At 71.2% G+C, this 23,003-nt stretch carries 24 protein-coding genes; 19 read left to right on the forward strand and 5 right to left on the reverse strand.

Going from position 1 to position 23,003, the window contains the following annotated elements; all coding sequences use genetic code 11:
• The first annotated feature begins 54 nt into the window (after positions 1 to 54).
• Positions 55 to 300: a basic helix-loop-helix domain-containing protein gene (locus GQ466_RS02775; RefSeq protein ID WP_161101169.1), complete on the forward strand. Its 246-nt coding sequence runs from the start codon at positions 55 to 57 to the stop codon at positions 298 to 300.
• Between the two features lie 157 nt (positions 301 to 457).
• Positions 458 to 1,987, forward strand: a complete 1,530-nt coding sequence (locus GQ466_RS02780) for an OmpA family protein (protein WP_272917919.1) — start codon at positions 458 to 460, stop codon at positions 1,985 to 1,987.
• Between the two features lie 39 nt (positions 1,988 to 2,026).
• Here the strand turns inward: GQ466_RS02780 and GQ466_RS02785 are convergent, their stop codons facing one another.
• Positions 2,027 to 3,610, reverse strand: a complete 1,584-nt coding sequence (locus GQ466_RS02785) for a serine/threonine-protein kinase (RefSeq protein WP_161101170.1) — start codon at positions 3,608 to 3,610, stop codon at positions 2,027 to 2,029.
• 144 nt (positions 3,611 to 3,754) lie between these two features.
• Between GQ466_RS02785 and GQ466_RS02790 the strand changes: the two genes are divergently transcribed.
• Together GQ466_RS02790 and GQ466_RS02795 are read left to right on the forward strand one after the other, a co-directional pair.
• Positions 3,755 to 4,966, forward strand: coding sequence for a C40 family peptidase (locus tag GQ466_RS02790; RefSeq protein WP_161101171.1), 1,212 nt, complete (start codon positions 3,755 to 3,757; stop codon positions 4,964 to 4,966).
• Between the two features lie 57 nt (positions 4,967 to 5,023).
• Positions 5,024 to 5,629, forward strand: a complete 606-nt coding sequence (locus GQ466_RS02795; protein ID WP_161101172.1) for a hypothetical protein — start codon at positions 5,024 to 5,026, stop codon at positions 5,627 to 5,629.
• Between the two features lie 4 nt (positions 5,630 to 5,633).
• Here GQ466_RS02795 and GQ466_RS02800 read toward each other — a convergent pair whose 3' ends face one another.
• Complete coding sequence (locus GQ466_RS02800; RefSeq protein ID WP_161101173.1) at positions 5,634 to 6,356, reverse strand: LolA-like protein; 723 nt, start codon at positions 6,354 to 6,356, stop codon at positions 5,634 to 5,636.
• Positions 6,357 to 6,607: 251 nt separating this feature from the next.
• Here GQ466_RS02800 and GQ466_RS32175 point away from each other — a divergent pair, with 251 nt between their 5' ends.
• From GQ466_RS32175 to GQ466_RS02825, 5 genes are all read left to right on the forward strand, one after another.
• Complete coding sequence (locus GQ466_RS32175) at positions 6,608 to 8,113, forward strand: polymorphic toxin-type HINT domain-containing protein (protein WP_161101174.1); 1,506 nt, start codon at positions 6,608 to 6,610, stop codon at positions 8,111 to 8,113.
• Positions 8,113 to 8,355, forward strand: a complete 243-nt coding sequence (locus GQ466_RS02810) for a hypothetical protein (RefSeq protein ID WP_161101175.1) — start codon at positions 8,113 to 8,115, stop codon at positions 8,353 to 8,355. The genes GQ466_RS32175 and GQ466_RS02810 overlap by 1 nt, the downstream gene beginning before the upstream one ends.
• Before the next feature lie 251 nt (positions 8,356 to 8,606).
• The gene (locus GQ466_RS02815; RefSeq protein ID WP_161101176.1) at positions 8,607 to 10,070 is read left to right on the forward strand and encodes a hypothetical protein; all 1,464 of its coding nucleotides are present in this window, start codon (positions 8,607 to 8,609) and stop codon (positions 10,068 to 10,070) included.
• 1 nt (position 10,071) lies between these two features.
• Positions 10,072 to 10,581, forward strand: a complete 510-nt coding sequence (locus tag GQ466_RS02820) for a hypothetical protein (RefSeq protein ID WP_161101177.1) — start codon at positions 10,072 to 10,074, stop codon at positions 10,579 to 10,581.
• Positions 10,581 to 10,976, forward strand: a complete 396-nt coding sequence (locus tag GQ466_RS02825; RefSeq protein ID WP_161101178.1) for a hypothetical protein — start codon at positions 10,581 to 10,583, stop codon at positions 10,974 to 10,976. The genes GQ466_RS02820 and GQ466_RS02825 overlap by 1 nt, the downstream gene beginning before the upstream one ends.
• A gap of 4 nt (positions 10,977 to 10,980) precedes the next feature.
• Here the strand turns inward: GQ466_RS02825 and GQ466_RS02830 are convergent, their stop codons facing one another.
• Genes GQ466_RS02830 through GQ466_RS02840 form a run of 3 tightly spaced genes read right to left on the reverse strand, consistent with a single transcriptional unit; the run spans position 10,981 to position 12,976 of the window.
• Positions 10,981 to 11,586 (reverse strand): TetR/AcrR family transcriptional regulator, encoded by a 606-nt coding sequence (locus GQ466_RS02830; protein WP_161101179.1) that lies wholly within the window; start codon positions 11,584 to 11,586, stop codon positions 10,981 to 10,983.
• Between the two features lie 29 nt (positions 11,587 to 11,615).
• Complete coding sequence (locus tag GQ466_RS02835; protein WP_161101180.1) at positions 11,616 to 12,125, reverse strand: hypothetical protein; 510 nt, start codon at positions 12,123 to 12,125, stop codon at positions 11,616 to 11,618.
• Complete coding sequence (locus GQ466_RS02840) at positions 12,125 to 12,976, reverse strand: aggregation-promoting factor C-terminal-like domain-containing protein (RefSeq protein ID WP_161101181.1); 852 nt, start codon at positions 12,974 to 12,976, stop codon at positions 12,125 to 12,127. The genes GQ466_RS02835 and GQ466_RS02840 overlap by 1 nt, the downstream gene beginning before the upstream one ends.
• 275 nt (positions 12,977 to 13,251) lie before the next feature.
• Here GQ466_RS02840 and GQ466_RS02845 point away from each other — a divergent pair, with 275 nt between their 5' ends.
• From GQ466_RS02845 to GQ466_RS02890, 10 genes are all read left to right on the forward strand, one after another.
• Positions 13,252 to 14,055, forward strand: coding sequence for an MlaE family ABC transporter permease (locus GQ466_RS02845; protein WP_161101182.1), 804 nt, complete (start codon positions 13,252 to 13,254; stop codon positions 14,053 to 14,055).
• Positions 14,055 to 14,909: an ABC transporter permease gene (locus GQ466_RS02850; RefSeq protein WP_161101183.1), complete on the forward strand. Its 855-nt coding sequence runs from the start codon at positions 14,055 to 14,057 to the stop codon at positions 14,907 to 14,909. Before GQ466_RS02845 ends, GQ466_RS02850 begins: the two co-directional genes overlap by 1 nt.
• Complete coding sequence (locus GQ466_RS02855) at positions 14,906 to 15,931, forward strand: MCE family protein (RefSeq protein WP_161101184.1); 1,026 nt, start codon at positions 14,906 to 14,908, stop codon at positions 15,929 to 15,931. Before GQ466_RS02850 ends, GQ466_RS02855 begins: the two co-directional genes overlap by 4 nt.
• Positions 15,928 to 16,995, forward strand: a complete 1,068-nt coding sequence (locus GQ466_RS02860; protein ID WP_161101185.1) for an MCE family protein — start codon at positions 15,928 to 15,930, stop codon at positions 16,993 to 16,995. The genes GQ466_RS02855 and GQ466_RS02860 overlap by 4 nt, the downstream gene beginning before the upstream one ends.
• The gene (locus GQ466_RS02865) at positions 16,992 to 18,011 is read left to right on the forward strand and encodes an MCE family protein (protein WP_161101186.1); all 1,020 of its coding nucleotides are present in this window, start codon (positions 16,992 to 16,994) and stop codon (positions 18,009 to 18,011) included. The genes GQ466_RS02860 and GQ466_RS02865 overlap by 4 nt, the downstream gene beginning before the upstream one ends.
• Positions 18,011 to 19,036: an MCE family protein gene (locus GQ466_RS02870; RefSeq protein WP_161101187.1), complete on the forward strand. Its 1,026-nt coding sequence runs from the start codon at positions 18,011 to 18,013 to the stop codon at positions 19,034 to 19,036. Before GQ466_RS02865 ends, GQ466_RS02870 begins: the two co-directional genes overlap by 1 nt.
• A complete protein-coding gene (locus GQ466_RS02875) occupies positions 19,033 to 20,139 on the forward strand; it encodes an MCE family protein (RefSeq protein WP_161101188.1) in 1,107 nt (368 codons plus the stop codon). The genes GQ466_RS02870 and GQ466_RS02875 overlap by 4 nt, the downstream gene beginning before the upstream one ends.
• Positions 20,136 to 21,455: an MCE family protein gene (locus GQ466_RS02880; RefSeq protein WP_161101189.1), complete on the forward strand. Its 1,320-nt coding sequence runs from the start codon at positions 20,136 to 20,138 to the stop codon at positions 21,453 to 21,455. Before GQ466_RS02875 ends, GQ466_RS02880 begins: the two co-directional genes overlap by 4 nt.
• A 25-nt stretch (positions 21,456 to 21,480) precedes the next feature.
• The gene (locus GQ466_RS02885; protein WP_161101190.1) at positions 21,481 to 22,389 is read left to right on the forward strand and encodes a hypothetical protein; all 909 of its coding nucleotides are present in this window, start codon (positions 21,481 to 21,483) and stop codon (positions 22,387 to 22,389) included.
• 122 nt (positions 22,390 to 22,511) lie between these two features.
• A complete protein-coding gene (locus GQ466_RS02890) occupies positions 22,512 to 22,991 on the forward strand; it encodes a MarR family winged helix-turn-helix transcriptional regulator (protein ID WP_161101191.1) in 480 nt (159 codons plus the stop codon).
• Positions 22,992 to 23,003: the final 12 nt, after the last annotated feature.

Genomic DNA, 23,003 nt, shown 5'->3' on the forward strand with positions numbered 1-23,003 from the left:
TCCCTAACGTTGGCTCCGACAACGCGGCGGGACCAGAAAACAGGGAGCCAGGAAATGAACCTCATCCCTCTCTACGTGACGCTCCATACTTTCGTTCTCGACCGGGTCGAGCGCCTCGCGGAGAACGCCGGGCGTGCGCGCAGGAACGGCGACCGGGGCGCCAGCCTGATCGAGTACGCGGCCCTTCTCGTCCTGGTGGCCGCGATCGTCGGCGCCCTCTACAAGGCGGGCATCATCAAGCGGCTCAGCGACGCGGTCAGCAAGGCGCTCGACGACATCTTCAAGGGCAAGCCGACGTGACGGCTCCCCCTTCGCGGGGGGTCCCCGGCCTCTGGGAGCTTTGCGGAAAGGCGAGAGAACTCCCGCTTCACAGCGGTGTTCTCTCGCCGTTTTCGCGTGTCGTCACGCGGGTCAACGAGGGAACAAGTCGCAAATCCGGAAGGAGCGTCCACGAGCGATGATGGGCATCAGCAGCCGGTGGAAAGGCGTCGGCCGACTCTGGATCGGAGGTACGGCTCTCGCCCTCGTCCTGGCCGGATGCGGCGGCGGTGACGGAAAGGGCGGGAAGGGCGGCACGTCGTCCGCGCCGTCCTCCCCGGCGGCGGGGAGGCCGGCCCCGGCGCTCGCGTCACGGCCGCTCGCCGCCGAGGGCGGGCCCGCGCGCGCCGAACTGCTGTCGCTGACACCGTCCGCGAAGAACACCGTCACCGCCCGCCTTCGCATCGTCAACGAGGGCGGGGACGACCTCGACCTCCGTGGACCGCTGGCCGACCTGTCCCGGGACAAGCAGGTCGGGGGAGTGCTCGGGATGGGCGGGATCGCGCTCGTCGACGGCGCGAACATGAAGATGTACTACCCGCTGAGCACACAGGACGGCCACTGCCTGTGCAGCGAGACGGACAGGCTCCCGAGTGGGCAGAGCCGCGAGGTGTACGCGGTGTATCCGGCGCCCCAGTCGCGAAAGGTGACGGTCTGGGTGCCCTTGGCGCCGCCGTTCACCGAGGTGGCGATCCCGAGCGGGTCGGCCCCGCCCGCGCCCGGCCAGACGCTCTCGCCGCAGTCGGCCTCCCTCGCGGCCCCGGTGATCCGGTCGCTGAAGGGGACCTCGGAGGGAGTGACCGAGTCGGTCGACGAGGACGGCGGCGACACGCGGGTCCGCCTGTCCACCGACGTGCTGTTCGCCCTGAACAAGGCGGACCTGACGGCCAAGGCGGACGACGCTCTGCGGAAGGTCGCCGCGAAGATCGACGCGTCGCGCGGCGCCGTCGTCAAGATCGACGGGTACACCGACAACTCCGGCAACGACGCGATCAACAATCCGCTGTCGCGACGCCGGGCCGATGCCGTGCAGAACCGGCTCAAGAGCCTGGTCAACCGGCAGGGTGTGACGTTCCAGTCGGCCGGGCACGGCTCGGCGGACCCGATCGCCGACAACGGCACGGACGAGGGACGGCGCAAGAACCGTCGCGTAACGGTCTCCTTCCCCCGGCCGCCGCTGGCGGCGCCCCCGGCCTCGTCGCCCGCTCCGACCGCGACCGACGGCAAGCTCCCGGTCATCGCCTCGACGCGTCCGCACTTCACCGGGGTGACGGCGGACGGCAACAACTTCTCCTTCGCGGTCAACGCGCTGCGCCGCGAAGCGGGCGGGCTGGTCGTCCTGACCTGGACGATCACCAACGAGACGGACGCGACGAAGAAGGCCGAAGCCGGTTTGGCGAAGGAAGGAACCTTGAGTTATTCCGCGCCCGGGGCGACGGGAGCCCGCTTGTTCGACTCGGCCGGGCAGTTGCGGTACTGGCCCATGCAGGACAGCGCGGACGTCTGCCTCTGCACCCAGACGGTCAGCGGCTTCCACAGCGACCTGGAGCCCCATCAGGGCGTCACCTTGAGCGACGTCTTCTTCGCGCCCCCCGAGGTGAGGACGGTGAACGTCGAACTGCCGTGGTACTCCAGCGCCGTGACGCTGAAGAACCTCACGATCTCCTGACCGAGCCGGTGGCCACCGGCCGGCTCGTTCGGACGGTGGTCACGGCCGGCCGACGACGACGTCGTCGAAGAAGGCGACGGTCGCGGGCGGGGCGTACGGGCGTCCGGGGCGTCCCGCCACGAGACCGGTCTCCTCCGTCTCCCCGATGTCCGTCACCACGGTGGAGACGGTGGAACGTCCGTTGACCCAGGCCCGGACACTCGTGCCGCCGCCGTCCTTCCGGCAGTCCACGCGGAGTCTCACGGTGGTTGCGGGACGGGCGGCCGGGGTGGACGAACGAATGAGATCCCGCATGTCCGTGAGCGAGGCACGACGGATGGTGATGAACCCGTTTCTGGCGAGCATCACGTCGACGCGCTGGTGGCCGGCACCTTCGCAGTACAACCCGCCTTCGTCGTCCGGATTCGTCGAGTCGACCCGTACCGCGGCCTCGATGGCGAGGTTTCCCGTGCTGGTGGGGACGGGCGCTTCCGCCGTGTCGAACGGGAGCGTCGAATCGACCGAGACGACATAGCCGGACTTCTCGTACCGGTGGTAGTAGTCGTCGAACCCGCCCTCTTTCCAGCCGGACGTGCGGTCGCTGAAATCATCGCGGAAAAGGGTCGTGGACAGTCCGGGCGCCGAGCCGTCGCCGTCCGGCCAGAGGGAGTACGCGGTTCCGGCGACGACGGCGGTCGCGGCGAGGACGACGAGGGGCGGGACGAGGCGGCGGCGTCCCCGGGTGAGCAGGCGGGTGCGGCCGTCGGAGGCGAAGCTCGGGCGCTGCGGCCCCGACGGGGCGGTGGTCCGCGCCGACCGCGCCGGGTTCGGGTCGCCGGTCAGCTCCCGGAGCAGGTCGGGCGCGGTGGGCCGTAGGTGCGGCTCCTTGGCGAGGGCGCGCGCGACGAGGCCGCGCATCGGCTCGGCCAGACCGTCCAGCCGCGGCTCGCCGTGCACCGTCCGGTACAGGATCTCGCCGACGTTGCGGCCGGGGAACGGCAGCGCGCCCGTCCCCGCCCACGCGACGACGCACCCCCACGTGAACACGTCGGCGGCCTCGGTGATCGGCCGGCCGGTGAGGCCTTCGGGGGCCATGAAGCTCGGCGTCCCCATCGACTGGCCGGTCTTCGTCATCGCGCCGTCGGTGGCGAGCGTCCGCGCGATGCCGAAGTCGATGACACGCGGGCCGTACGGCGAGAGAAGGATGTTCGCCGGTTTCAGGTCGCGGTGGACGACGCCCGCCGCGTGGATCGCCGACAGCGCCGTCGCGACGCCGACCGCGAGCCCGTCCAGGTCCGCGCCGCGCAGGGGGCCGTTCCGGACGACGACGTCCTCCAGCGTCGGGCCGGGGACGAACTCGGTGACGAGGTACAGCGGGTCGCCGCCGGTGTCGGCGTCCAGGACGGGCGCGGTGCAGAACGGACGGACGCGTCGCGCGGCCGTCACCTCCCGCCGAAAACGCTCCCGGAATTCGTCCTGCCCGGAAAGGCGCGAGTGAATGACCTTTATGGCGACGCGGTGGCCGTTCCCGTCCTCGGCGAGATACACCGCGCCCATTCCGCCCGACCCGAGGAGGCGTTTCAGCCGGTACCGGCCGAGCCGTTCGCCGAGCGGGCGCGGTTCGTCCATGTTCACCGAGGACATGGCGCCGACCGTAGCCACCGCGCGGCACCGCCGCAAGGATCGGGAAAAGGCGCCGTGGTAGGCCCCTGGGCCCTGTCGCGCGCTTGTCCGTGCGGTTTATCGTCCAGCGGGGACGGTCATGATCGACGCCATGGGGAAGACGTGATGCTGCAGCGGCTCAGGTCCCGTCGGGGGCCGGACGATCTCGGCGCGGCCACGACGATCTCCGTCGTGGGCGTCGCGCTGCTGCTCGTCGCGGGGCTGCTGCTGTTCAGCCGCATCGCCCACGCCGACGACCTGCGCACCCGCGCGCAGACGGGCGCGGACGCCGCCGCGCTGGCCGCGCTCGCGCCGCTGCGCGACCAGGCGGTCGGGATGGCGCTCCAGGGGATCGACCCCGCGGGCGCGGGCTACTGGATGGTGCTCGGCTCGAAGGAGGAGCACGCCGCGGCGTACGCGGAGCGCAACGGCGTCCGGCTCGACGGGTCGGTGACGCTCAGCGGGATGGCGGGCGACACGGCGATGGTCGACGTCCGGACGGCCGACTGCCAGCTCAAGAAAAAGTCGGAAATGACCGACAAGGAGAAGGACGACCTCAGAAACCGAAGGAACCTCTGTACCGACACGTCCGGCAAACAGGGAATCGGACGTTTTGGGACGGCCCGGGCCATCGCGAAGCTGTACTCGCCGATCTGCCACTACGAATACGACCCGATGCCGGACAACCCCGGCACGGGCGGTCCGGCCAGCGCCAAGCTGATCTGCGCGGGCGTGCAGACCTATCCGTTCGGGAACCGCAGCCAGGTCGAACGACTCTTCAAGCTCCGGCTGGTGGACCACCAGGACCCGACGCTCTACACCGGGATGCCCGACGGGCTCGGCGGCGTCCCCGGCGACCAGGTGGTCTCCGAGTGCGCCACGTCCGGCAAGAAGCCTGCGGACGACCTTCCGTTCGGCGAGCGCGTGGTGGCGTGGGCGCAGTGCTGGGTCGGCAAGGTCTGGTACTCGTGGGGTGGCGGCACCTACAGCGGGCCGTCGCGCGGCATCTGCTGCTCGCCGGGCGGCTACAGCGGCGCGAACACCGTCGGGTTCGACTGCAGCGGCCTGTCGATGTACGCGGTCTACCAGGCGTCGCACGGGCGGATCGCGCTGGGGCACTTCACCGGCAGCCAGGTCCAGGATCCGCGCGGCCGGCGGATCACTCCGTCGGTGTCCGCGCTCCGGGCCGGCGACCTCGTCTTCTACGGCGGACTGCCGACCCATCACGTCGCCATCTACGCGGGCGGCGGGAAGATGGTCGAGGCGCAGCAGACCGGGACGCTCGTGATGGTGTCGACCTACCGTCAGGCCCAGTTCGCCATGCGCTTCGACGGCTGACGGCGCTGGGTCCCCGGGCCCTTGGGCGAACCGGGACGGACGCGTACGTTGACGTCCATGCGAGCGGTGCTGAGCGGATGGACGGCGGCGGCCCTGGTGTTCGCCCTGGGGTTCGGCGCGCTGCTCGTCCTCGGCCCGGCCGACACCGGCGACGACCTGGACCAGATCCTCCGCGTGCACGTGCCGTGGATCGCGGCGAACTTCCTCGCCGCCTGGGCGTCGGGCGCGTACCTGCGTCGCCAGGTCGGGGTCGCGGCGCGGATCCTGCTCGTCCTCGCGGTGCCCGCCGCCGCGACGGTCGCGGGCGTGGCGGCGGGCGTGCCGCGGACGTTCTCGGCGTTCGGCGTGGTGCTGCACGTCATCGAGGCGCTGTTCGGCGTCGCGGTGGGGCTCGCGATGGCGCGCGGGCTCGCGCGGGACGCGTCCGAGGACCTTCCGCCGGGCGAGCTGGAGAAGGGCTGGGAGGGTTTCTACGGGCAGACCGTCCCGCCCGAGCAGGCGCCCTGGCTGCAGACGCCCAACGCGCCGGATCCGCTGGCCGAGCCGCTGCGCGACGAGCCGGTCTGGCCTCGTCCGCCGGGCGCGCCGCTCCCGATGCCCGCGCCGCCCGCCGAGGACCCGCGGCCGAACGACGGTCCGCCGTCCGCCTTCGGCGCGTCGTAGCGGGTCAGCCGATCGAGGCCACCTGGTTGGCGGGCGGGGCTTGAATGGTCACCGGAGCGCCCCACCGGGTGTACGTCGTCGTCAGGGATCCGCGCCGGCCGAGTGAAACGGTGAACCGCAGCGGCAGACCCCGGTCGTCCACCCACAGCTTCCACGGCAGTTTTGCGACGCCCGCCCTGCCGAGCGCGGCGATCTCGTCGTCGCCGGGGACGGCGTTCGTCGCGGTCTCGCCGGTGAAACGGTGCGCCGTCCGGCCGTCGACCCGCTCGTCGGCGGGCTTGCCGGAGACCGATCCGGCGCGCACGATCGCGAGGCCGGTGTCGGCGGTGATCTGACGGAAGGCGCGGTCGACGCCGTCCAGCAGGGTGCTCAGCATCCGGCGCAGGTCGGCGGCCTGCGCGCCGGCCCGCGGGTCGGGCGTCCCGCTCGGGGCGACGGCCGTCAGGTCCGAGCGCGCGAGCCGCGCCCACGGCCGGCCAGGCTCGACCTCCGCGTTCTGGTCGCGCACGTACGCCGCGCCGTCCAGCAGGACCGCGTAGGTGGTGCCCTCGTCGGTGATCGTGAGCTGGGCGGCGGGCGCCGGGGTGTCGGTCCGCGCGTCGCCGCCCGCCGTCAGTCGGCTGCCGTCCTCGCCGACGGACACCAGCTCGACGTGGAAGGTGCGCGCGGCCCTGACCTGACGGCCGACGGTCGCGACGAGCCCGGCGGCGTCGCCCGGAAGCGGCACGTTCGCGACACTGACGCTCGCCGGTGCGGACGGCGTCGCCCGCGGAGAGGTTGAGGCCTCTTTCTTCCCGTCCGAGCATCCCGCGACGGTCACCAGCGCCACGGCGAGAAGCGTTGCTGCGCGGCGTTTCATGACCGTCCACACTAACCCGGGAACGGGCCCAGACGATGAGGTCCCCGGGCCCTGTTTCCGGCGGCGTCTCCGTGGTTCTCTCGACTCCTTACGGGCTGACGTGACACGGGGGAAGATCTGTGCGTCGCTTCGGAGGGAAAGGGGACCGGGGCGCGTCCGCGTTGGAGTACGCGGCGGCGCTCGTGCTGGTCGGCGCCCTTGTCGCGGCGGTGACGATCATCGCGATTCCGGACCGGGCGCAGACGGCGACGCGCGCCGCGCTGTGCCAGATCTTCACGGGAAAGAACTGCGACGGCGACAAACCCCCGCCCTCGGCCGGACCGCCGAGCCCGGGCGGCTCGCCCGGCACCGACCCGAACACGAACGCCGTCCCCGGATCCCCGGAGCAGACGGCCTACAACAACGCCAAGCAACGCGCCGACCTGGCGAACAAGAACAACGACGACCTCGGCGCGAAGGTCAAAGAGGTCGGCGACGAACTGCTGAAGTTCCTCAGCGAACTGGTCGGCATCGACGACGCGCTCAAGTGCATTCACGGCGACATCAAGGCGTGCCTGTGGACGCTGGTGGGCGTGGTGCCGTGGGGCAAGGCGTTCAAGATCCTCAAAAAGATCCCGGCGGCCGTCAAACTCGGCAAGCGCCTGAAAGAACTCTGGAACGCGGTCGCCGCCGCCCGCAAGGAGAAGGCCGCCGCCGACGCGGCCCTGAAAGAAGCCGAACGCGCCCTGGCCAAGAAGAAGGCGGCCCAGGAAGCCGCAAAAAAGGCGGCCGAAGCCTGCCTCCGGAAACCGAACAGCTTCACGGCGGGCACGGGCGTCCTGATGGCGGACGGCCGCCGCAAGCCGATCGAGGACGTCCGCGTCGGCGACCGGGTCCTGGCCGCCGACGTGCGGACGGGCGCGACCGAACCGCGAGCCGTCACCGCCCTGATCCGGCATCGCGGCCCCGAACGACTCGTCTCCCTGACGGTGGACGAGAACGGCCTGCCCGGCGGCCGGACGGCCACGCTCACCGTGACCGCGCGTCATCCGTTCTGGGTGAGTCACCCGTACTGGTCGCCGGAAAAGGGAACCTGGACCGATGCCGGAGGCCTCGCGGCCGGTGATCTTCTCACGACGGTCCGCGGCCCGAGCCCCCGTGTCCTGTCGGTGCGCACGTCCCGCCGCGCCGTCGCCGCCTACAACTTCACGGTCGAGGGCCTCCACACCTACCATGTAATGGCGGGAAGTACTCCGGTCCTGGTGCACAACTGCACCGTGGACGTGCCGGGTCCGGGGTTCCTGACCATTACCGCCGCGAATCCATCGCCTTCGGAGATCAAAGCGGCGGCCTTCATGGCGGGCCTCGGGAAGCGGGTGGAACTCAGAGACCCGGTGGGAACGCGGGCCGGGGGCCTCACGAGCGATCTGCTCGTCGACGGTGTGCCGTGGGACGTTTACACGCCGACGACCGGAAACGTGAACAGGATCATCAGCGCCGTGGCCTCCAAGGGGAGCCAAGTTCAGGGAGGAGGCGTCATCATCGACCTGTCCCGTACGAGCGTGACGCCGGAACAGTTGGCGAACATCGAGGCCAGGATCGCCGGGACCGGCGCCCGGATCGGATCGATCAAGGTGATCCCCTGATGGCGGCCATTCGCTGTAGATGCGGGTGGAAGATCACGGTCAGCGGTGAAATACCGAATCCGCTGGAATGGAAGATTATTTCGGACGTGCAGTTCGATGGGTTCGCCGGAGTGGTCGACGCCGAGGAAATTTACCTGGCCGCCAGATCGCAGTTCAAGTGTCCGGTCTGCGGTCGTCTCTGGGTTTTCTGGGACGGATTCGACCAGGATCCCAGTTGTTATGCCCCCGAGGGCGACGACTGACGGGCGCACTTTCCTCATCGAAGGTCGATCCACAATGCCTGCCAGGTGCGGTCCCGCCGCGAGCGCGAAGTCCCTTCCGGGGCGGGGGGTCGTGGCGAATGGACGGTCGGCTACCGGATAGCGACCTGGTGGCCGGGCCGCGGGGCTGACCTCGTTGGGTCTGGGGTTGGGTCTCAGGGCCCTCGTGGGAGTGGATCGGGCGTCCTACGGTCGAGCGCACGACGGATGCTCGGCGCTGAGGAGCGATCGCGATGGGGCCGAAGCGGCGGGGGCGGTCCGACCTCGGCGCGAGCGCGCTGGAGTGGGCCACGCTCCTGATGATCTGCGCGACCGTGTTCGGGGTGCTGCTCACGCTCGCGATCCCCGACGAGATCAGCCGCGTCCTCCCGCCCGCGCTGTGCCGGATCTTCGGCGGGAGCTGCGAGACGCCGCCGAAGGTCACGGACACCGACTTCAAGCCGAAGGTGTGCGAGAAGTCGTCGTCGGAGCAGAAGTACGGCGGCACGGTCAAGATCGCGATCGTGAAGATCGGCAAGGAGTGGTCGTTCCTGCGCCAGGAGATGGCGGACGGGTCGGTGCGCCTCACCGTCGTCCCGAACGGCGACACCGTCGGCCTGGAGGTCGGCGCGGGCGGCAAGCTCAACCTGGGGAAGAACCTCAAGCTCGGCGCGGACATCACCGTCGGCGGCAGCATCAAGGTCGGCGTCGGCGACACCTACATCTTCAAGGACGACGAGGAGGCCGACAAGTTCCAGGGCGACGTCAAGGAACTGGCCACCCGCGACACCGCCAAGAGCGTTGTGAAGAACGTCGTTCCGGGCATGAACAACCCGCTCACGGGCTGGGTGGTGGACAAGGTGGACGATCTCACCGGCCGTCCCGACATCAAGGACCCCGAGATCACCACGACGACGGTCAGCTACAAGGAGTCCGTCGAGGGCTCGCTGGGCCTGTACCTCCCGCAGATCGGCCCGAAGGGCGACGGCTCCGACGACTGGAACTTCAATATCAACACAGGTGTGAAGGGCAAGGTCGAGTACGGCGCGGACGTGGCCGTGACACAGGACGACACCGACCCGAAGGACCCCAAGACGTCCTACTTCATCAGCACGTCCGGCACGCTCACCGGGTCGGGCGAAGTGCTGGGCGCGGGCGGCGAGGGCGAGCTGAAATGGACGGGCGGCGAACGGCTGGTGTTCGACAAGGACGGCAAGCTGGTCGCCGTGACGTTCCAGACGACGTTCGAGAAGGGCGGCAAGGCCAACGGGAAGATCGGCGGGAACTACCAGGACGCCAAGGGCAGTGGGAAGGGCAAGGGCGGTGACAAGACCGTCGAGACCGTCACCCAGACCGTCCCGCTGGACAACGACGCCGACCGTGCCGCGATGGCGCGGTGGTTGCAGCAGAACCCGTACCACATGCCACTCAGCCTCCTCAGCTACATGGGCGGTGACGACAACGTGATCCGCAGGGACCCCGGGCCGAACGCGAACGTCTTCGACCGGCTGCTCTACCAGAAGGGGACGGTCCTGAAGCAGACCAGCGCGAACAGCAGCGACGGCTTCGAGGTCGGCGCGGAGGCCAAGCTCGGGCTGGTCCTCGGCGTCGAGTACGCGCAGTCGAGCGCGACGAACACGACGACCGACGCGCAGTACCTCGGCGCCCCCCGCAACGGCGAACGCGGTTTCGTCCCCTACACCAGCTGCGTGGGCTGAGATGCGGGCCGGACGGATCGCCGCGCTCCTGGCCGTGGCGTGCGCGGCGGCGGGCTGCGGCGGCGAAGATGACGGGTTGGTGGACGCGCAGACCGCGCACGTGAGGTTCGGCTACCCGAAGGGCTGGCAGCGACAGGCGAAGGGCGGCGCGTTCACGGTCGCGCGGATCGAGGGCGGACGTCCCGTCGCGCAGCTCACCGTGCTCGAACGTCCCGTCCGGGCGACGACGGCGACGCTCGCCGTCGCGGCGCTGCAGGCGGGCCGCCTCATCGGGCACGACTACAAGCGCGGCGCGGTGCGTCCGGTGCGGATCGAGAACGCCGACAGCGGCAGCCGCCTGTCGTACTCCTACGTCTCCGACGACGAGCCGCGCCACCCGACCGAGGGCACGGACGTCGTCGCGGTGCGCGACCGGAACGTCTACGTCGTGCGCGTCACCGCCGTCCCGGGGAAGGTGTCCGCCGCCGACGTCGAGGCGATCGTGAAGTCCGTCGCGCTGAAGGGGGACTGATGCGGCTCCTGCTGGCGCTCGCCGCCGCGGCGGGCGTGGTGGTCGCCGGGCTCGTCCTGGACGCCGTCCTGGTCCTGCTCGCCGGCGCGCGCGTCACGCAGTGGCCGTCGTCGGTCGCGACCGTCGCGCTCGTCCACGTCCCGTGGGCGGTGACGCTCGGTCTCGCGGTCGTCGTGGCGAGCGCCGTCCATCGCGGGACGGGCCCGGCGCACGCGCTGGCGGTGTTCGGCGTCCCGGCCGTCGTGGCGGTCGTGAGCGTCCTCGCGGGCGCGGGGTCGGACGCGCTCGCGGGCGGGCTCGTCGCGGCGGCCGAGGCCGTCGCCGCCGCCGCGCTCGGCGCGCTGGCCGCGCGGCGGCGCCGCCCGTCCGACACCGGCTACTTCCCGGCCCGCTGAGCGGTCAGTCGGCGAGGCGGGCGAGGATGTGCAGGACTTCTTCGCGGACCTCCTCGGCCGCGGCGGCGTTCTCGGCGAGCGCGATCTCCCGGCCCGCCTCGCCGATCACGGTCGTCAGGACGAGGCTGAGCACCTGGGGCGCGCGGCCGTCGCCGTGGCCGGCGAGCAGTTTGGTGTTCTGCCCGACCCAGTGCTGCGCGCGTTTGCGGCGCAGCAGCGCGAACCCCGACGGGCCCTCGCCGCCCTGGAACAGCCGCGCCGCGTCGCGCCGCTCCCAGCACGCGCCGAGGTAGGCGCGGGCGCCCGCGAGGAACAGCGCGATCGGGTCGTCGGCGCCGTCGGTCCGGGCCGCCGCGACGGCGTGCGCCGCCGCGTCCTCCTGCTCGCGCCACAGGTCCTCGGCGAGCGCGAGGTACAGGCCCGCCTTGCCGCCGTAGTGGTGGTAGAGGCTGCCGACGCTCACGCCGGACCGCTCGACGATCTCCGCGATGCCCGCGTCGGCGTACCCGCGGTCGGCGAAGACGTGCAGGGCCGCGTCGAGCAGCGCCCGCCGGGTCGCGTCGGCGCGGGACCACCGGCGCCCGGTCGCCTTGTCGCTGGACGTCGCCATGCCCCCCATCGTGCCGTGCGGCGGACCGGTCAGTGCGCGAACGCGGGCGGCAGGCAGCCCGTCTCCGGATAGAGCCCGTTCGCGTCGGCCCACACGCGTGACGCGGCGACGGCGCCGGTCACGCACCCGGTCGTCCCGATCCGGACGCCGTACTCCGCGCCCGGCGGCGGCGTCGGCGCGGACCGCCGCTGCGCCGGTCCGACCGTCACGGCGGCGGCCGGGAAGAGGCCGAGCAGCGCGGCGCGGACGTCGTCCGGCGCGATCCGCCCGTCCCGCCGCAGCCGGTCCAGGACGGGCCGCACCCGCGCGACGGCCCGCCGCGCCGCCCGCGCGTCCGCGTCGGACATCGCCCGCGCCCGGCGCGGCGCGCCGTTCTCGCCCTCGTGCGGGGCGCCGTCCACGACGCCCGGCTCGACGTACGGGCTCGCACCGCCCGGCGGCGACGACGACGGTGGCGGCGGCGCCCCGGCGTGCTGCGTCCCGCACCCGGCCAGCGCCAGGACCAGCACCAGCACCAGTACCCGGACGGCCCGGCGCATCAGTACCAGTGGTGCGACGACCACCACGCCCACGCCCCGCACGGGTCGTGGTAGCGCGCCTTGATGTAGCCGAGGCCCCACGCGATCTGCGTGGGCGAGCTGGTCCGCCAGTCCGGCCCGGCGCTCGCCAGCTTCGACCCCGGCAGCGCCTGCGGGATCCCGTACGCGCCGCTGCCCGGGTTCATCGCGCGCTCGTTCCAGCCGCTCTCGTGGTTCCACAGCGTCAGCAGCGACGGCCAGCACCGTCCCCAGCCGCGCGCGGCGTTCATCTTCTGCCCGAACGCCTTGTTCTGCGCCGCCGACGGGTTCATCCGCGCGAGCCGTTTGCGCTCCTCCTCGCGCTTGCGGATCGCCTCCAGCTTCGCGCGCGCCGCCGCGTCCCGCTTGGCCTTGGCCCGCAGCCGCGCCAGCTCGGCCTGCTGCTCCTTGTAGGCGCGCTCCTTGGCGTTCGCGACGATGTTCGCCGCGAGCGGGTCCATGTCGGACGCCTTCCAGCGGTCCAGCATCTCGTTCGCCGACAGCCCGCGCACGCTCGCGGGCGGCTGCGCCCGGTGGCCGGTGAACGTGCTCGGATCGAACACGAGCGTGACGGTCGCGACGAGGGCGAGGCAGCCGCCCGCGATCGTCGCGTTGTGCGTCAGGATCCGGACGGCCAGCGGCCGGCGCGGCTCCCCGTCGTAGCCGTCGTAGGGTCCGGACGGCGGTTCGCCGTCGTGCGGTCCGGGCGGCGGGGGCGCGTCCGCCGGCTCGTGGGGCGCGGGTCCCCGGGGCGGCCGGTCCGTCCCGCGCCGCCGGGTCCCGCCGCGAACGCGCGAGGACGACCGGCCGCGCGTGCCGTGGCTCTGTGGCATGGAAGCAAGAGTGCCGTATCCCGCGCCGATCGGGTACTCCGAACCCGGCGCGGACGTCAAAGATAGGTGTCCGGCAGGTCGGCCGTGGCACCGGAAAAGGTGACGTGGCTATCGCTTCTTAGACGAGTTTCCAATAGAGTGCTCCAGATCACACACGTCACCGGTGTGTCACCTGGGCGGACCGGCCCGTCGTGTGGTCACGGATGAGCGCCGACGTCCGACAAGGAGGCAGAAATGTCCTCAAATCCCGCGATAGCGCGGGAGGTCGCCGTCTGATGGCCGTGGGCCTGGGGAGAGCTCCCGACCTAGCCCTGCGGCGCGTCGAACGCGTCCTCGACGACACCGGATCGCTGTGCGTCACGTTCCTGGAAGGACTCCGGCGCACGTGGGACGTCCGGCAGTGGTGGGGCGAGTTCATCGAGCAGTGCTGGTTCCTCGCCCGCGTCACGAGCGTCCCGGTCATGCTGATCGCCGTCCCGCTCGGCGCGACGATCTCGCTGCAGGTCGGCGACATCGCCCGGCAGCTCGGCGCGCAGTCGCAGACCGGCGCGCTGCTCGTCGCCGCGATGATCCAGCAGGTCGCGCCGCTCGCCGCCGCGCTGCTGGTGTCGGGCGTCGGCGGCTCGGCCATCACGTCCGACATGGGCGCGCGCAACATCCGCGACGAACTGGCCGCGATGGAGGTCATGGGCATCAACCCCGTCCACCGGCTCGTCACGCCGCGGTTGTGGGCGGCCAGCACCGTCTCGGCGCTGCTGTGCTCGGTGGTGATCCTCGCGGGCGTGCTCGGCGGCTACTACTTCAACGTCATCGAGCAGGGCGTCAGCCCGGGCGCGTTCTTCGACGGCGCGACGACCCTGCTCCAGTTCCCGGACCTCGTCATCACCCTGTTCAAGGCGTGGATCTTCGGCTTCGTCGCCGCCGCGGTCGCCTGCCACATGGGCATGAACTGCGACTACGGTCCGGTCGGCGTCGGACGCGCGGTGAACCGGGCGGTGGTGGTGACGTCGATCGTCGTGTTCGCGTTCAACTACGTGCTCACGATGATCTACCAGGTCCTCTTCCCCCCGAGGTTCTGATGGTCGCCCTCCCCTCCGTGCGCCGGCTGGGCCGGGCCGTCCGCGGCCGGTCCGCGGGCCTGGCCGACTCGGCGAGCCTGCCGGTCTTCCTCGGCCGGGTGCTGTACCACCTGGTCGTCGACATCATCATCCGGCGCAAGTACGGAAAGACGCTGGCGAAGCAGGTCAGCGACATCACGATCGGCGTCGGCGCGCTCGTCATCGGCGGCGGCATGATCTTCGTGATCGCCACGATGGCGCTCGCGACCGGCGCGATGGTCGGGCTCCAGGCGTTCCCCGGGCTGGAGCGGATCGGCGCCGAGGCGTTCACCGGGCTCGTCGCGAGCTACTCCAACGTCCGCGAGGTCACCCCGATCATCGCCGGGGTCGCGCTCGTCGCGCAGGTCGGGACGGCCTTCACCGCCGAGATCGGCGCGATGCGGATCTCCGAGGAGATCGACGCGCTGGAGGTCATGGGCGTCAACTCGCTCGCCTACCTCGTCGCGACGCGCGTCGCGGCGGGCGTGATCGCGCTCGTCCCGCTGTACCTGGTGTCGCTGTTCATGGCGTTCTTCGCGACGCGGTTCATCTCGATCCAGTACTACGGCCTGTCGCCCGGGATCTACGACTACTACTTCCACCTCTACCTGCCGCCGATCGACGTGTTCTACAGCGCGGTGAAGGTCGCGGTGTTCGCGTTCATCATCATGTTCATCCACTGCTACCGCGGCTACAACGCGGCGGGCGGGCCCGTGGGCGTGGGCGTCGCCGCCGGACGGGCGATCCGCGAGTCCACGATCCTCATGATCCTCGTCAACCTCGTCCTGTCGTACATCTTCTGGGGCCACGGCGGAACGGTGAGGCTGACCGGATGAACGACACCAACCTCTCCGCCCGCTCCCGGACGCTGTTCGCGCTCCTCGGGGCCGGGACGATCGCCGCCGCTGCGGCCGGGGTCGTCGTCAAGGCCACGCCGTCGCACGCCGGGTCCACGACGGTTATCGCGTCGTTCACGCGCGCCGGGCAGGGCCTCGACCCCGGCAAGTCGGACGTGAAGGTGCGCGGCATCACGGTCGGGACGGTCGCGTCCGTCCGGCTCCAGGGCGACGGGCGCGTCGCCGTGCGGCTGCGGATCGACAAGGGCGTCCGCGTCGCGCGCACCGCGACCGCCGCGATCGAGCCGGTGTCGGTGTTCGGGCCGAAGGACGTCGACCTGGACCTCGGCGCGGGCGAGCTGACCGGCCCGTACCTCGCCGACGGCGACCGGATCGCCCGCACCCGCGACCCGCAGGAGATCTCCGACACCGCCTGGCCCGCCTACCGGCTCACCCGCGCGATCGACCCGGACGAGGTCGCGACGCTGCTGCACACGTTCGCGGCGGGCCTGGACGGACGCGGCCCGACGCTGAACCGCGCGCTCGGCAACGTGTCGACGGTCGTGGACGGCACGTACGCCAACAAGGACGTCCTGCGCTCCCTGATCGCCGACCTCACCGGCCTGTCGGGCACGCTCGCCGACCACGGCCCGTCGCTCGTCGCCGCCGTGAACAGCGCGAACCGGCTCGCGCCCGTCGTCTACGACCGTCCGGACAACGTCGCGCGGCTGCTGGACGAGGCCGGACGCGTCGCCGGGACGGTCGGCACCACGCTCGACGGGCACGGCGCCAACCTCGCCCGCGTCCTCGACGGGACCGCCGGGGTCGCCGGGACGCTCAACGCGCGCCGGAACAACATCCCGACGCTCATCTCGGGCCTGAACGGCTTCTTCGACCTGCTCGGCAAGATCATCCGGCTGCCGGGCCCGAACGGGACGCTGGTCGGCCAGGTCAGCAACACGCTCCCGCTCGACCTGTGCCAGGTGCTCGTGGACGTCTGCCCGAAGGAGGCGAGCCGATGAGGCGCGGCCCCGCGTACTCCGTGCTGGCGAAGTTCGCCGTCTTCGTCGTCGCCACCGGCCTGCTGACGTTCTTCATCGGCCAGCAGATCCTCGGCACGAGCTTCCGCGACCGCTACCGCGTCACGGCCGTGTTCGACGACGTCACCGGCCTGGTGGCCGGCGACACGGTCAAGGTCGCGGGCACCCCGGCGGGCCAGGTGAAGTCGATCAAGGTGGTGCGCGGCAAGGCCGTCGTGGCGCTGGCCGTGGACAAGGAGGTCCGGCTGCCGGACGACTCCACCGCCGCGATCCGCTGGCGCAACGTGATGGGCCAGCGCGTCGTCTACCTCGAACCGGGACGCAGCGCGACGATGCTGCACGACGGCTCCCGCGTCCCGCACACGCGGTCGGTCGTGGACCTCGGCGACGTCGTCAACAGCCTCGGCCCGCTGACCCGCAACCTCGACCCGAACCAGCTCAACAAGATCCTCTTCGCGTTCGCGCAGGCGCTGGACGGCAACGAGCAGAACGTCTCGCTGCTCACCGACAGCCTGGACGGCCTGCTCCAGACCTTCGCCGCCCGCCGCGCCACGATCAGCGGGATGATCGACGACTACGAGACCGTCAGCGCCGCCGTCGCCGCCCGCGACCGGCAGATCGCCGCGAGCGTCGACAACCTCGCCGAGCTGGCGAAGGTGTTCGCCGACAACCGCAAACTGCTGGAGAGCGCGATCGTCCAGGTCGGCGGCGTCACGACGAACCTGGACCGGATCCTCGGCGGCAACGACGCCGAGCTGGCCCGCATCGTGGACAACCTCGCCAAGTTCAGCGGCACCTTCCGCATCAACGTCGACCAGCTCGAACGGATGGTCCGGGGGCTGCCGCTGACGCTCCGGCAGCTGTTCTCCGCCGCGAACGGCGGCCACTACCTGCGCACGGACGCGCTCTGCCTGAACATCGTCCCCGGTCCGTGCCCGTTCCCGATGAGCCTGCCGCCCCGTCCCGGGCAGCAGCCGGGCGGCGCGCCGGCCCCGGCCGACCTCGCCAAGCTCAAGGCGATGCTGACGGGAGGGGCCGGGAAATGAGCCCGCTGAAGTCCCTGCGGGACGCGAACCAGAAGGTCATCGCCGTCCTCACGCTCGGCGTCCTCGGCGCGGTCTGCGCGTTCGCGTTCGCGCTCGGGCAGTTCCACCTGCTCGACCGCGGCTACACGATGAGCGGCGAGTTCGCCGACACGGCCGGGATGAAGAAGGGCCAGGACGTCCGGGTCGCGGGGGTGAAGGCGGGACGGATCACGTCCGTCCGGCCCGACTTCAAGCACGGCCGGGTCATCATCAGCTGGCACGTCGACCGCGGCATCGACCTCGGCACCGGCACCCGCGCCGCGATCGAGACGACGACGCTGCTCGGTGGGCGTTACCTTCGCCTGTCCGGGCCGGTCAGCGAACCGTATCTCGCGGACCTGCCGGAGGGGCGGCGGCGGATCCCGCTGGAGCGGACGTCGGTGCCGTTCACCGTCCCGGACGCGCTGGAGAGCGCCCAGAACATCGTCGGGAAGCTGGACGAGCGCAGCATCGACCGGCTCCTCACGTCCGTCGGGAAGATCCGGACGCCGAGCGCCGAGCAGCTCCGGCGCGTGCTCCTGAACGTCCAGGACGTGTCGCGGACGCTCAACGACGCGACGCCGCAGGTCGAGAAGCTCATCGAGAACAGTCGGCAGATCACGGGCACGCTCGCCGCCAAGGACGCCGAGCTCCGGCAGATCCTGGACGCGAGCCAAACGCTGTTGGACACGCTCGTCCAGCGGCGGGACGAGCTGGCCGCCGCGATCGGGTCCGGCAGCCGGACCGTCCGGACGCTGTCGGCCGTCATCGACCGCAACCGCAGGCAGCTCGACCAGCTCCTCGACAACCTGCACCTGCTGACGACCCGGCTCGCGCCGAACATGGACGCCCTGAACACCGACTTCTCGCTGCTCGGGCCGACGTTCCAGCAGATCGCGAACCTTAAGGGCAACGGCGCGTGGATCGAGGGCCTGCTCACCGGCCTCGGCCCGCTGCAGCCGCAGGGCCCCGTGTCCACCCGGCGGGGAGGCAACTGATGCGACGGTTCCTCGGCGCGCTGGCCGCGCTCGTGCTCGCCGCCTCGGCGGGCGGCTGCGCGATCGGCCCGTCCGGCGACACCCGGACGATGACCGTCGACCTCCCGAAGGCCCGGTCGTTCTACCCGCAGTCCAAGGTCAAGGTGATGGGCGCGGACGTCGGGCTGGTCGACAAGGTCGAGAACCGGGGCGACCACATCGAGGTCGTCTTCCACATCGACAAGAAGGTGCCGCTGCCGCGCGGGGTGCAGGCGTCGATCGTCCCGCTGAACCTGGTGGGGGAGCGCAACCTCGTCCTGCACCCGGCGTGGCGGCCCGGCGAGCCGAAGGAGACCGGGGACCGGATCCCGATCGAGCGCACCCACGTCCCGGTCGAGGTGGACGACGCGCTCAGCTCGTTCACCGACCTCGCCAAGGCCCTGGACCCGACGAAGGTCAACACGGCCCTGCACGGCGCGGCGACGTCCGTCAACGGCAACGGCGGCGACTTCAACGCGACGCTGGAGCAGAGCGCGCGGCTGGTCGAGAACGTCGCCGGACAGGACCGGCAGCTCATCGAGGTCGCGCGCAACCTCGACCGGATGGCCGGGGTCGTGCGCGGACGCGAGCAGGTCCTCGGCACCGTCATCCGCGACTTCGGGCAGGCCAGCCAGGTGCTCAGCGCCGAGCGCGGCGAACTCCAGCAGCTCATCTCCGGCGTGCTCGACCTCGCCAAGAGCGGCGGGAAGCTCGTCGACAAGTACAAGGGGCAGCTGCCCTACGACCTCATGGTGCTCACGAAGGTCGCGCTCGTCCTCAAGGGGAACGCCAAGCAGCTCGCGCAGCTCATCGACGTGCTGCCGGGCATCAGCTCGGCGTTCATCGGCGGCTACAACCCCAAGAACAAGTCGCTGCAGCTTCGTTTCGCCACCGACGCGTTCCTGCGCACCTGGCTGAAGGGGCTGCTGAACACCGACGAGGTCGGGTGCCCGCTGCCCAAGCCCAACTCCAACTGCCCGTTCACGATGAACGGAGGTGGGCGATGAGACGCGTCCTCGCGCTCGTGCTCGTCCTCGCCGCGCTGTCGGGCTGCTCGCTGCGGACGGCCGGAGCCCCGCACGGGCGGCTCTCGCTGACCGCGACGTTCACCGACGCGCAGGGGCTCGTCGCCGGGCACAGCGTCAAGCTGTCGGACGTGACGGTCGGCAGCGTCACCGGCGTCCGGCTCGTCTCCGGCTACCGCGCGCGGGTCACGATGTCGATCAAGGACGGGGTCCGGCTGCCGGTCGGGACCCGCGCCGAGGTGAAGGTGACCTCGCTGCTCGGTGAGAACTATGTCGACCTCGTGCTGCCGCCCGGCGGCCGACTCGACACCGGGCCGTTCCTGGCGAACCACGCCGCGATCACCGACACGAGCGTCCAGCCGTCGTTCGAGCAGGTCGTCGGGCAGGCCGGGCCGTTGTTGCAGGCGCTCGCCGGGAACGACGTCGCGACGGTCGTCAACGCGGGCGCGACGGCGCTGGACGGCAACGGGCCGCGGCTCAACAGCACGATCCGCAAGTCCGCCGAACTGTTGCAGATGTTCGCCGACCAGCGTCGCGCGCTCGGCGAGGCCGTGGACAACTTCGCGCGGCTCGGGCGGTCGCTGGCCCAGGGCAAGGACGCTCTGGGTCGGGCGCCGGGCGAGCTGGCCAGGGCGTCGCAGGTGCTCAACGACGACAAGGGCAAGATCATCAACGCGGTCGAGAAGCTGACGATGATGGCCCGCGAGCTGAACGACAAGGTGCTCGAAGGGCGCGTCGCGCGGTTCCGGACGCTGCTGTCGGATCTCGACCCCGTCCTGGCGCAGCTCGGGAACAACCGGCGGCGGTTGACCGCGCTGGTGAACGGGCTGGTCGAGTTCGACGAGAAGCTGCCGAAGGCCACCTGGGACGGGCAGATCCTGCTGTACCCGATCCTGCGGATCACCTGGCCGAACGGCGACCCGCTGATTCCGGACCAGCCCAACGCGGCGCCCAAGGCCGCGCCCAAGGCGACGCCTTCGCCCACGAAGTCGCCCGCGCCGAAGAAGGATCCCGGATTCCAGTTGCCGCCGGAGCTGCGCAAGGCGTTCCCGGACCTCGCCAAGTGGCTGGAGGGGCAGCGATGACGCGGCGGCTGACGATCAACCTCGCGGTGTTCGCGACGCTCGCCGCCGTCATGGTGGTGTGGGCGTTCCGGAACGTGGTGCATTTCGACTTCATCGACCGTCCGTACCGGCTGGTCGTGGAGTTCGAGTCGTCGCCCGGGCTGCATCCCGACTTCGAGGTCGACTACCTCGGGCTGCGCATCGGGAAGATCGACTCGGTGCGGCTGGAGAAGGACCGGGTCGTGGTCAAGCTGGACATCGACCGGGGCGTGAAGGTGCCCGAGGGCGTCCGGGCCGCCGCCGCGCGCAAGTCGGCGGTGGGGGAGCCGGTCGTGGAGCTGACGCCCGGTCCGTCCGGGGCGAACGCGCCCGCTCTGAAGCCCGGATCCGTGATTCCGGTGAGCCGGACGTCCGTTCCGCCCAAGTACGGGGACCTGTTCGCCGCCGTCATCGATTCTCTGAAGGCGATCAACCCTTCGGACGCGAAGATCCTCACGCACGAGCTGTCGGCCGGGTTCGCGGGACGCGAGGACTCGTTGCGGCAGATCATCGACGGCGGCGACCAGCTCTCGGCGACGTTCGCCGCCAACAGCGAGCTGCTGGACCGGCTCACGCGCGAGTTCGGGCGGATCGGGGACGTCCTCAACGCCAACCGGGGGAGCCTCGGGGCGGGGATCGACAACCTCGCCGCCGTGACGGCCGCGCTCGCGCAGGTCCGGGGGCAGCTCGCCGAGCTGCGCGATCGCGGGCCCGGCCTGCTCTCCACCGTGAACGGGCTGCTGGACCGGACCGGGAAGAACTTCGAGTGCTCGGTGGACTCGCTCGGGACGTTGGGGATCACTCGGTACAACCGTGATTATCTGCATGACCTGTCGTCGGTTCTTGCTGCGGCGCCCACTCTGAACACCGTTCTGCATAACGTGATCGGGACGGCGGGCGGGAAGCCTGTTCTGAACGTCGTCTTCATGATCACTCTGCGGACGACGGCGACGCTGGAGTACAAGTACCCGCTGCCGCAGCCCGGCGTGAACGCCCCGATCACGTGCCCGGACGGCAGCACTCCGCACGTCGGCGCCCAGGCCCCCTACAAGGCCAAGGACCCCGGCGCGACCATCCCCACCCACGACCCGGCGCTGGATCGTCCGGTGAACGCCGCCAACGTCGCGAACACCGACAGTGACGGCCCTTCTACCGGAGTGCCGGGTTGGCTAATGTACGTTCCTCCGGTCCTCGCCCTGCTGGTGCTGATCCGGGTCGTCGCGGGTCATGTGCCCGCCGTGGCGCGCCTGACCCGCCTCCGCGTGCCGCTTCGGCGCCCGCGACGCCGGAAGAACTGACCCCCGAAACCGAGGAGTGCGCGCAGTGACAGCCAAGACCAACCGGGACACCGGCGACGCCGACGACGTCGCCGAGACCGCCGAGGTCGCGGCCGAGGAGGAGTCCCCCGCCGCGTCCTCGCCCGAATCGTCCGAGGCGTCCGAGGCGTCCGGGTCGGGTCGGCGCAAGCGCCGCGTCCGCGTCATCGAGGTGATCGAGGACGACGAGGAGCTGGACGACGTCCTCGCCCGCATCGACGCGGAGGACGGCGAGCCCGAGGCCAAGGCCGCTCCGAAGGCCGCTCCCAAGGCCGCGCCCAAGCTTGAGAAGGCCGCGGAGAAGGACGAGCCGGAGGCTCCCGCTCCCGCCCGTCCGGTGCTGCTCGGGCTCCCGCTGGCGCAGGCCGTCGCGCTGATCGTCGTCGTGGCCGTGCTCGCGTCGCTCGCGCTCTGGCAGTGGCGGTCGGCGAGCGGCAAGGCGTCCGAGGCGTCCGAGCGCGCCGCCGTCGCGAAGATCGCCCGCCAGTACGGGGACGTCGCGGCGAACTACAACGCGTCCAACTACCGGGAGCAGATCGCCGCCGCCGAGAAGCTCATGGGCGGCGACCTGCTCGACCGGTACAAGAACCAGACGGCGCCGGGGATCATCAACACGTTCAAGGCCGGGGAGACGACGGCGTCGCTGACGTCCCGGTCGGTGGCCGTGTTCGTCGGGGACGTCAACGACAAGTTCGCGACGGCCGTCGTCCAGGTCGACATCGAGGGCCGCACGCCGCAGGGCGCCACCGAGGCCCCCGCGAACCTCATCCGCCTCGCGCTCGCGAAGATCGACGGCGGGTGGAAGGTGACGAAGCAGTACGCGTCCGGCGAGAACGACCAGACGCAGGCCCAGAACCAGAACGGCTCGACGCTCCCCACGGCGAACCCCAGCACGTCCCCGACGAAGAAGAACTGACCGGCGTCCGGCGCCGCAGCGCCCCGCCCGGCCCTACGCCGCGCGGGGCGCTCGCCGTCGGGGCAGGAATAAGCCGGGAACGTCGGGGACTGTACGTGTCGGGGGCAACGGGGAGGCTTGGGATGGAGATCGCGGACGACGCCGTGATCCCGGACGTGGTCCGGGAGTTCGGATCGCTGCTCGGCGCGGCGACGCTGCTGGAACGCATCGCGAACCGCGAACTGGAACGCCGCTGCGGCATCAAGTACGCGATGTTCGAGGTGCTGCTGCGGCTTTCCCCGACCGGTGACGCGTGCCGCGCGACGATGGGCACGCTCGCCGGCCAGCTCACCTTCACCAGCGGCGGCATGACCCGCCTGATCGACCGGATGGAGGCGCAGGGCCTGGTCGTCCGGACGACGGCCGAAGGCGATCGCCGCCGCCAGAACGTCGCGATCACCGAGGCCGGCGAGACCAAACTGGCCGAAGCCCTGTTCGTCCACGCCGAGACGTTGCGCCGCCATTTCGCCGGCCCGCTGACCTCCGAAGAACGCGCGTCCCTGGCCACCGCCCTCCGCCGCCTCCGCACCGCCGCCAAAGAAGAACTCGGCACCCTTCCCTAGCCCGCGTCCGGC

Source organism: Actinomadura rayongensis, assembly GCF_009831215.1.
Taxonomy (GTDB): domain Bacteria; phylum Actinomycetota; class Actinomycetes; order Streptosporangiales; family Streptosporangiaceae; genus Spirillospora; species Spirillospora rayongensis.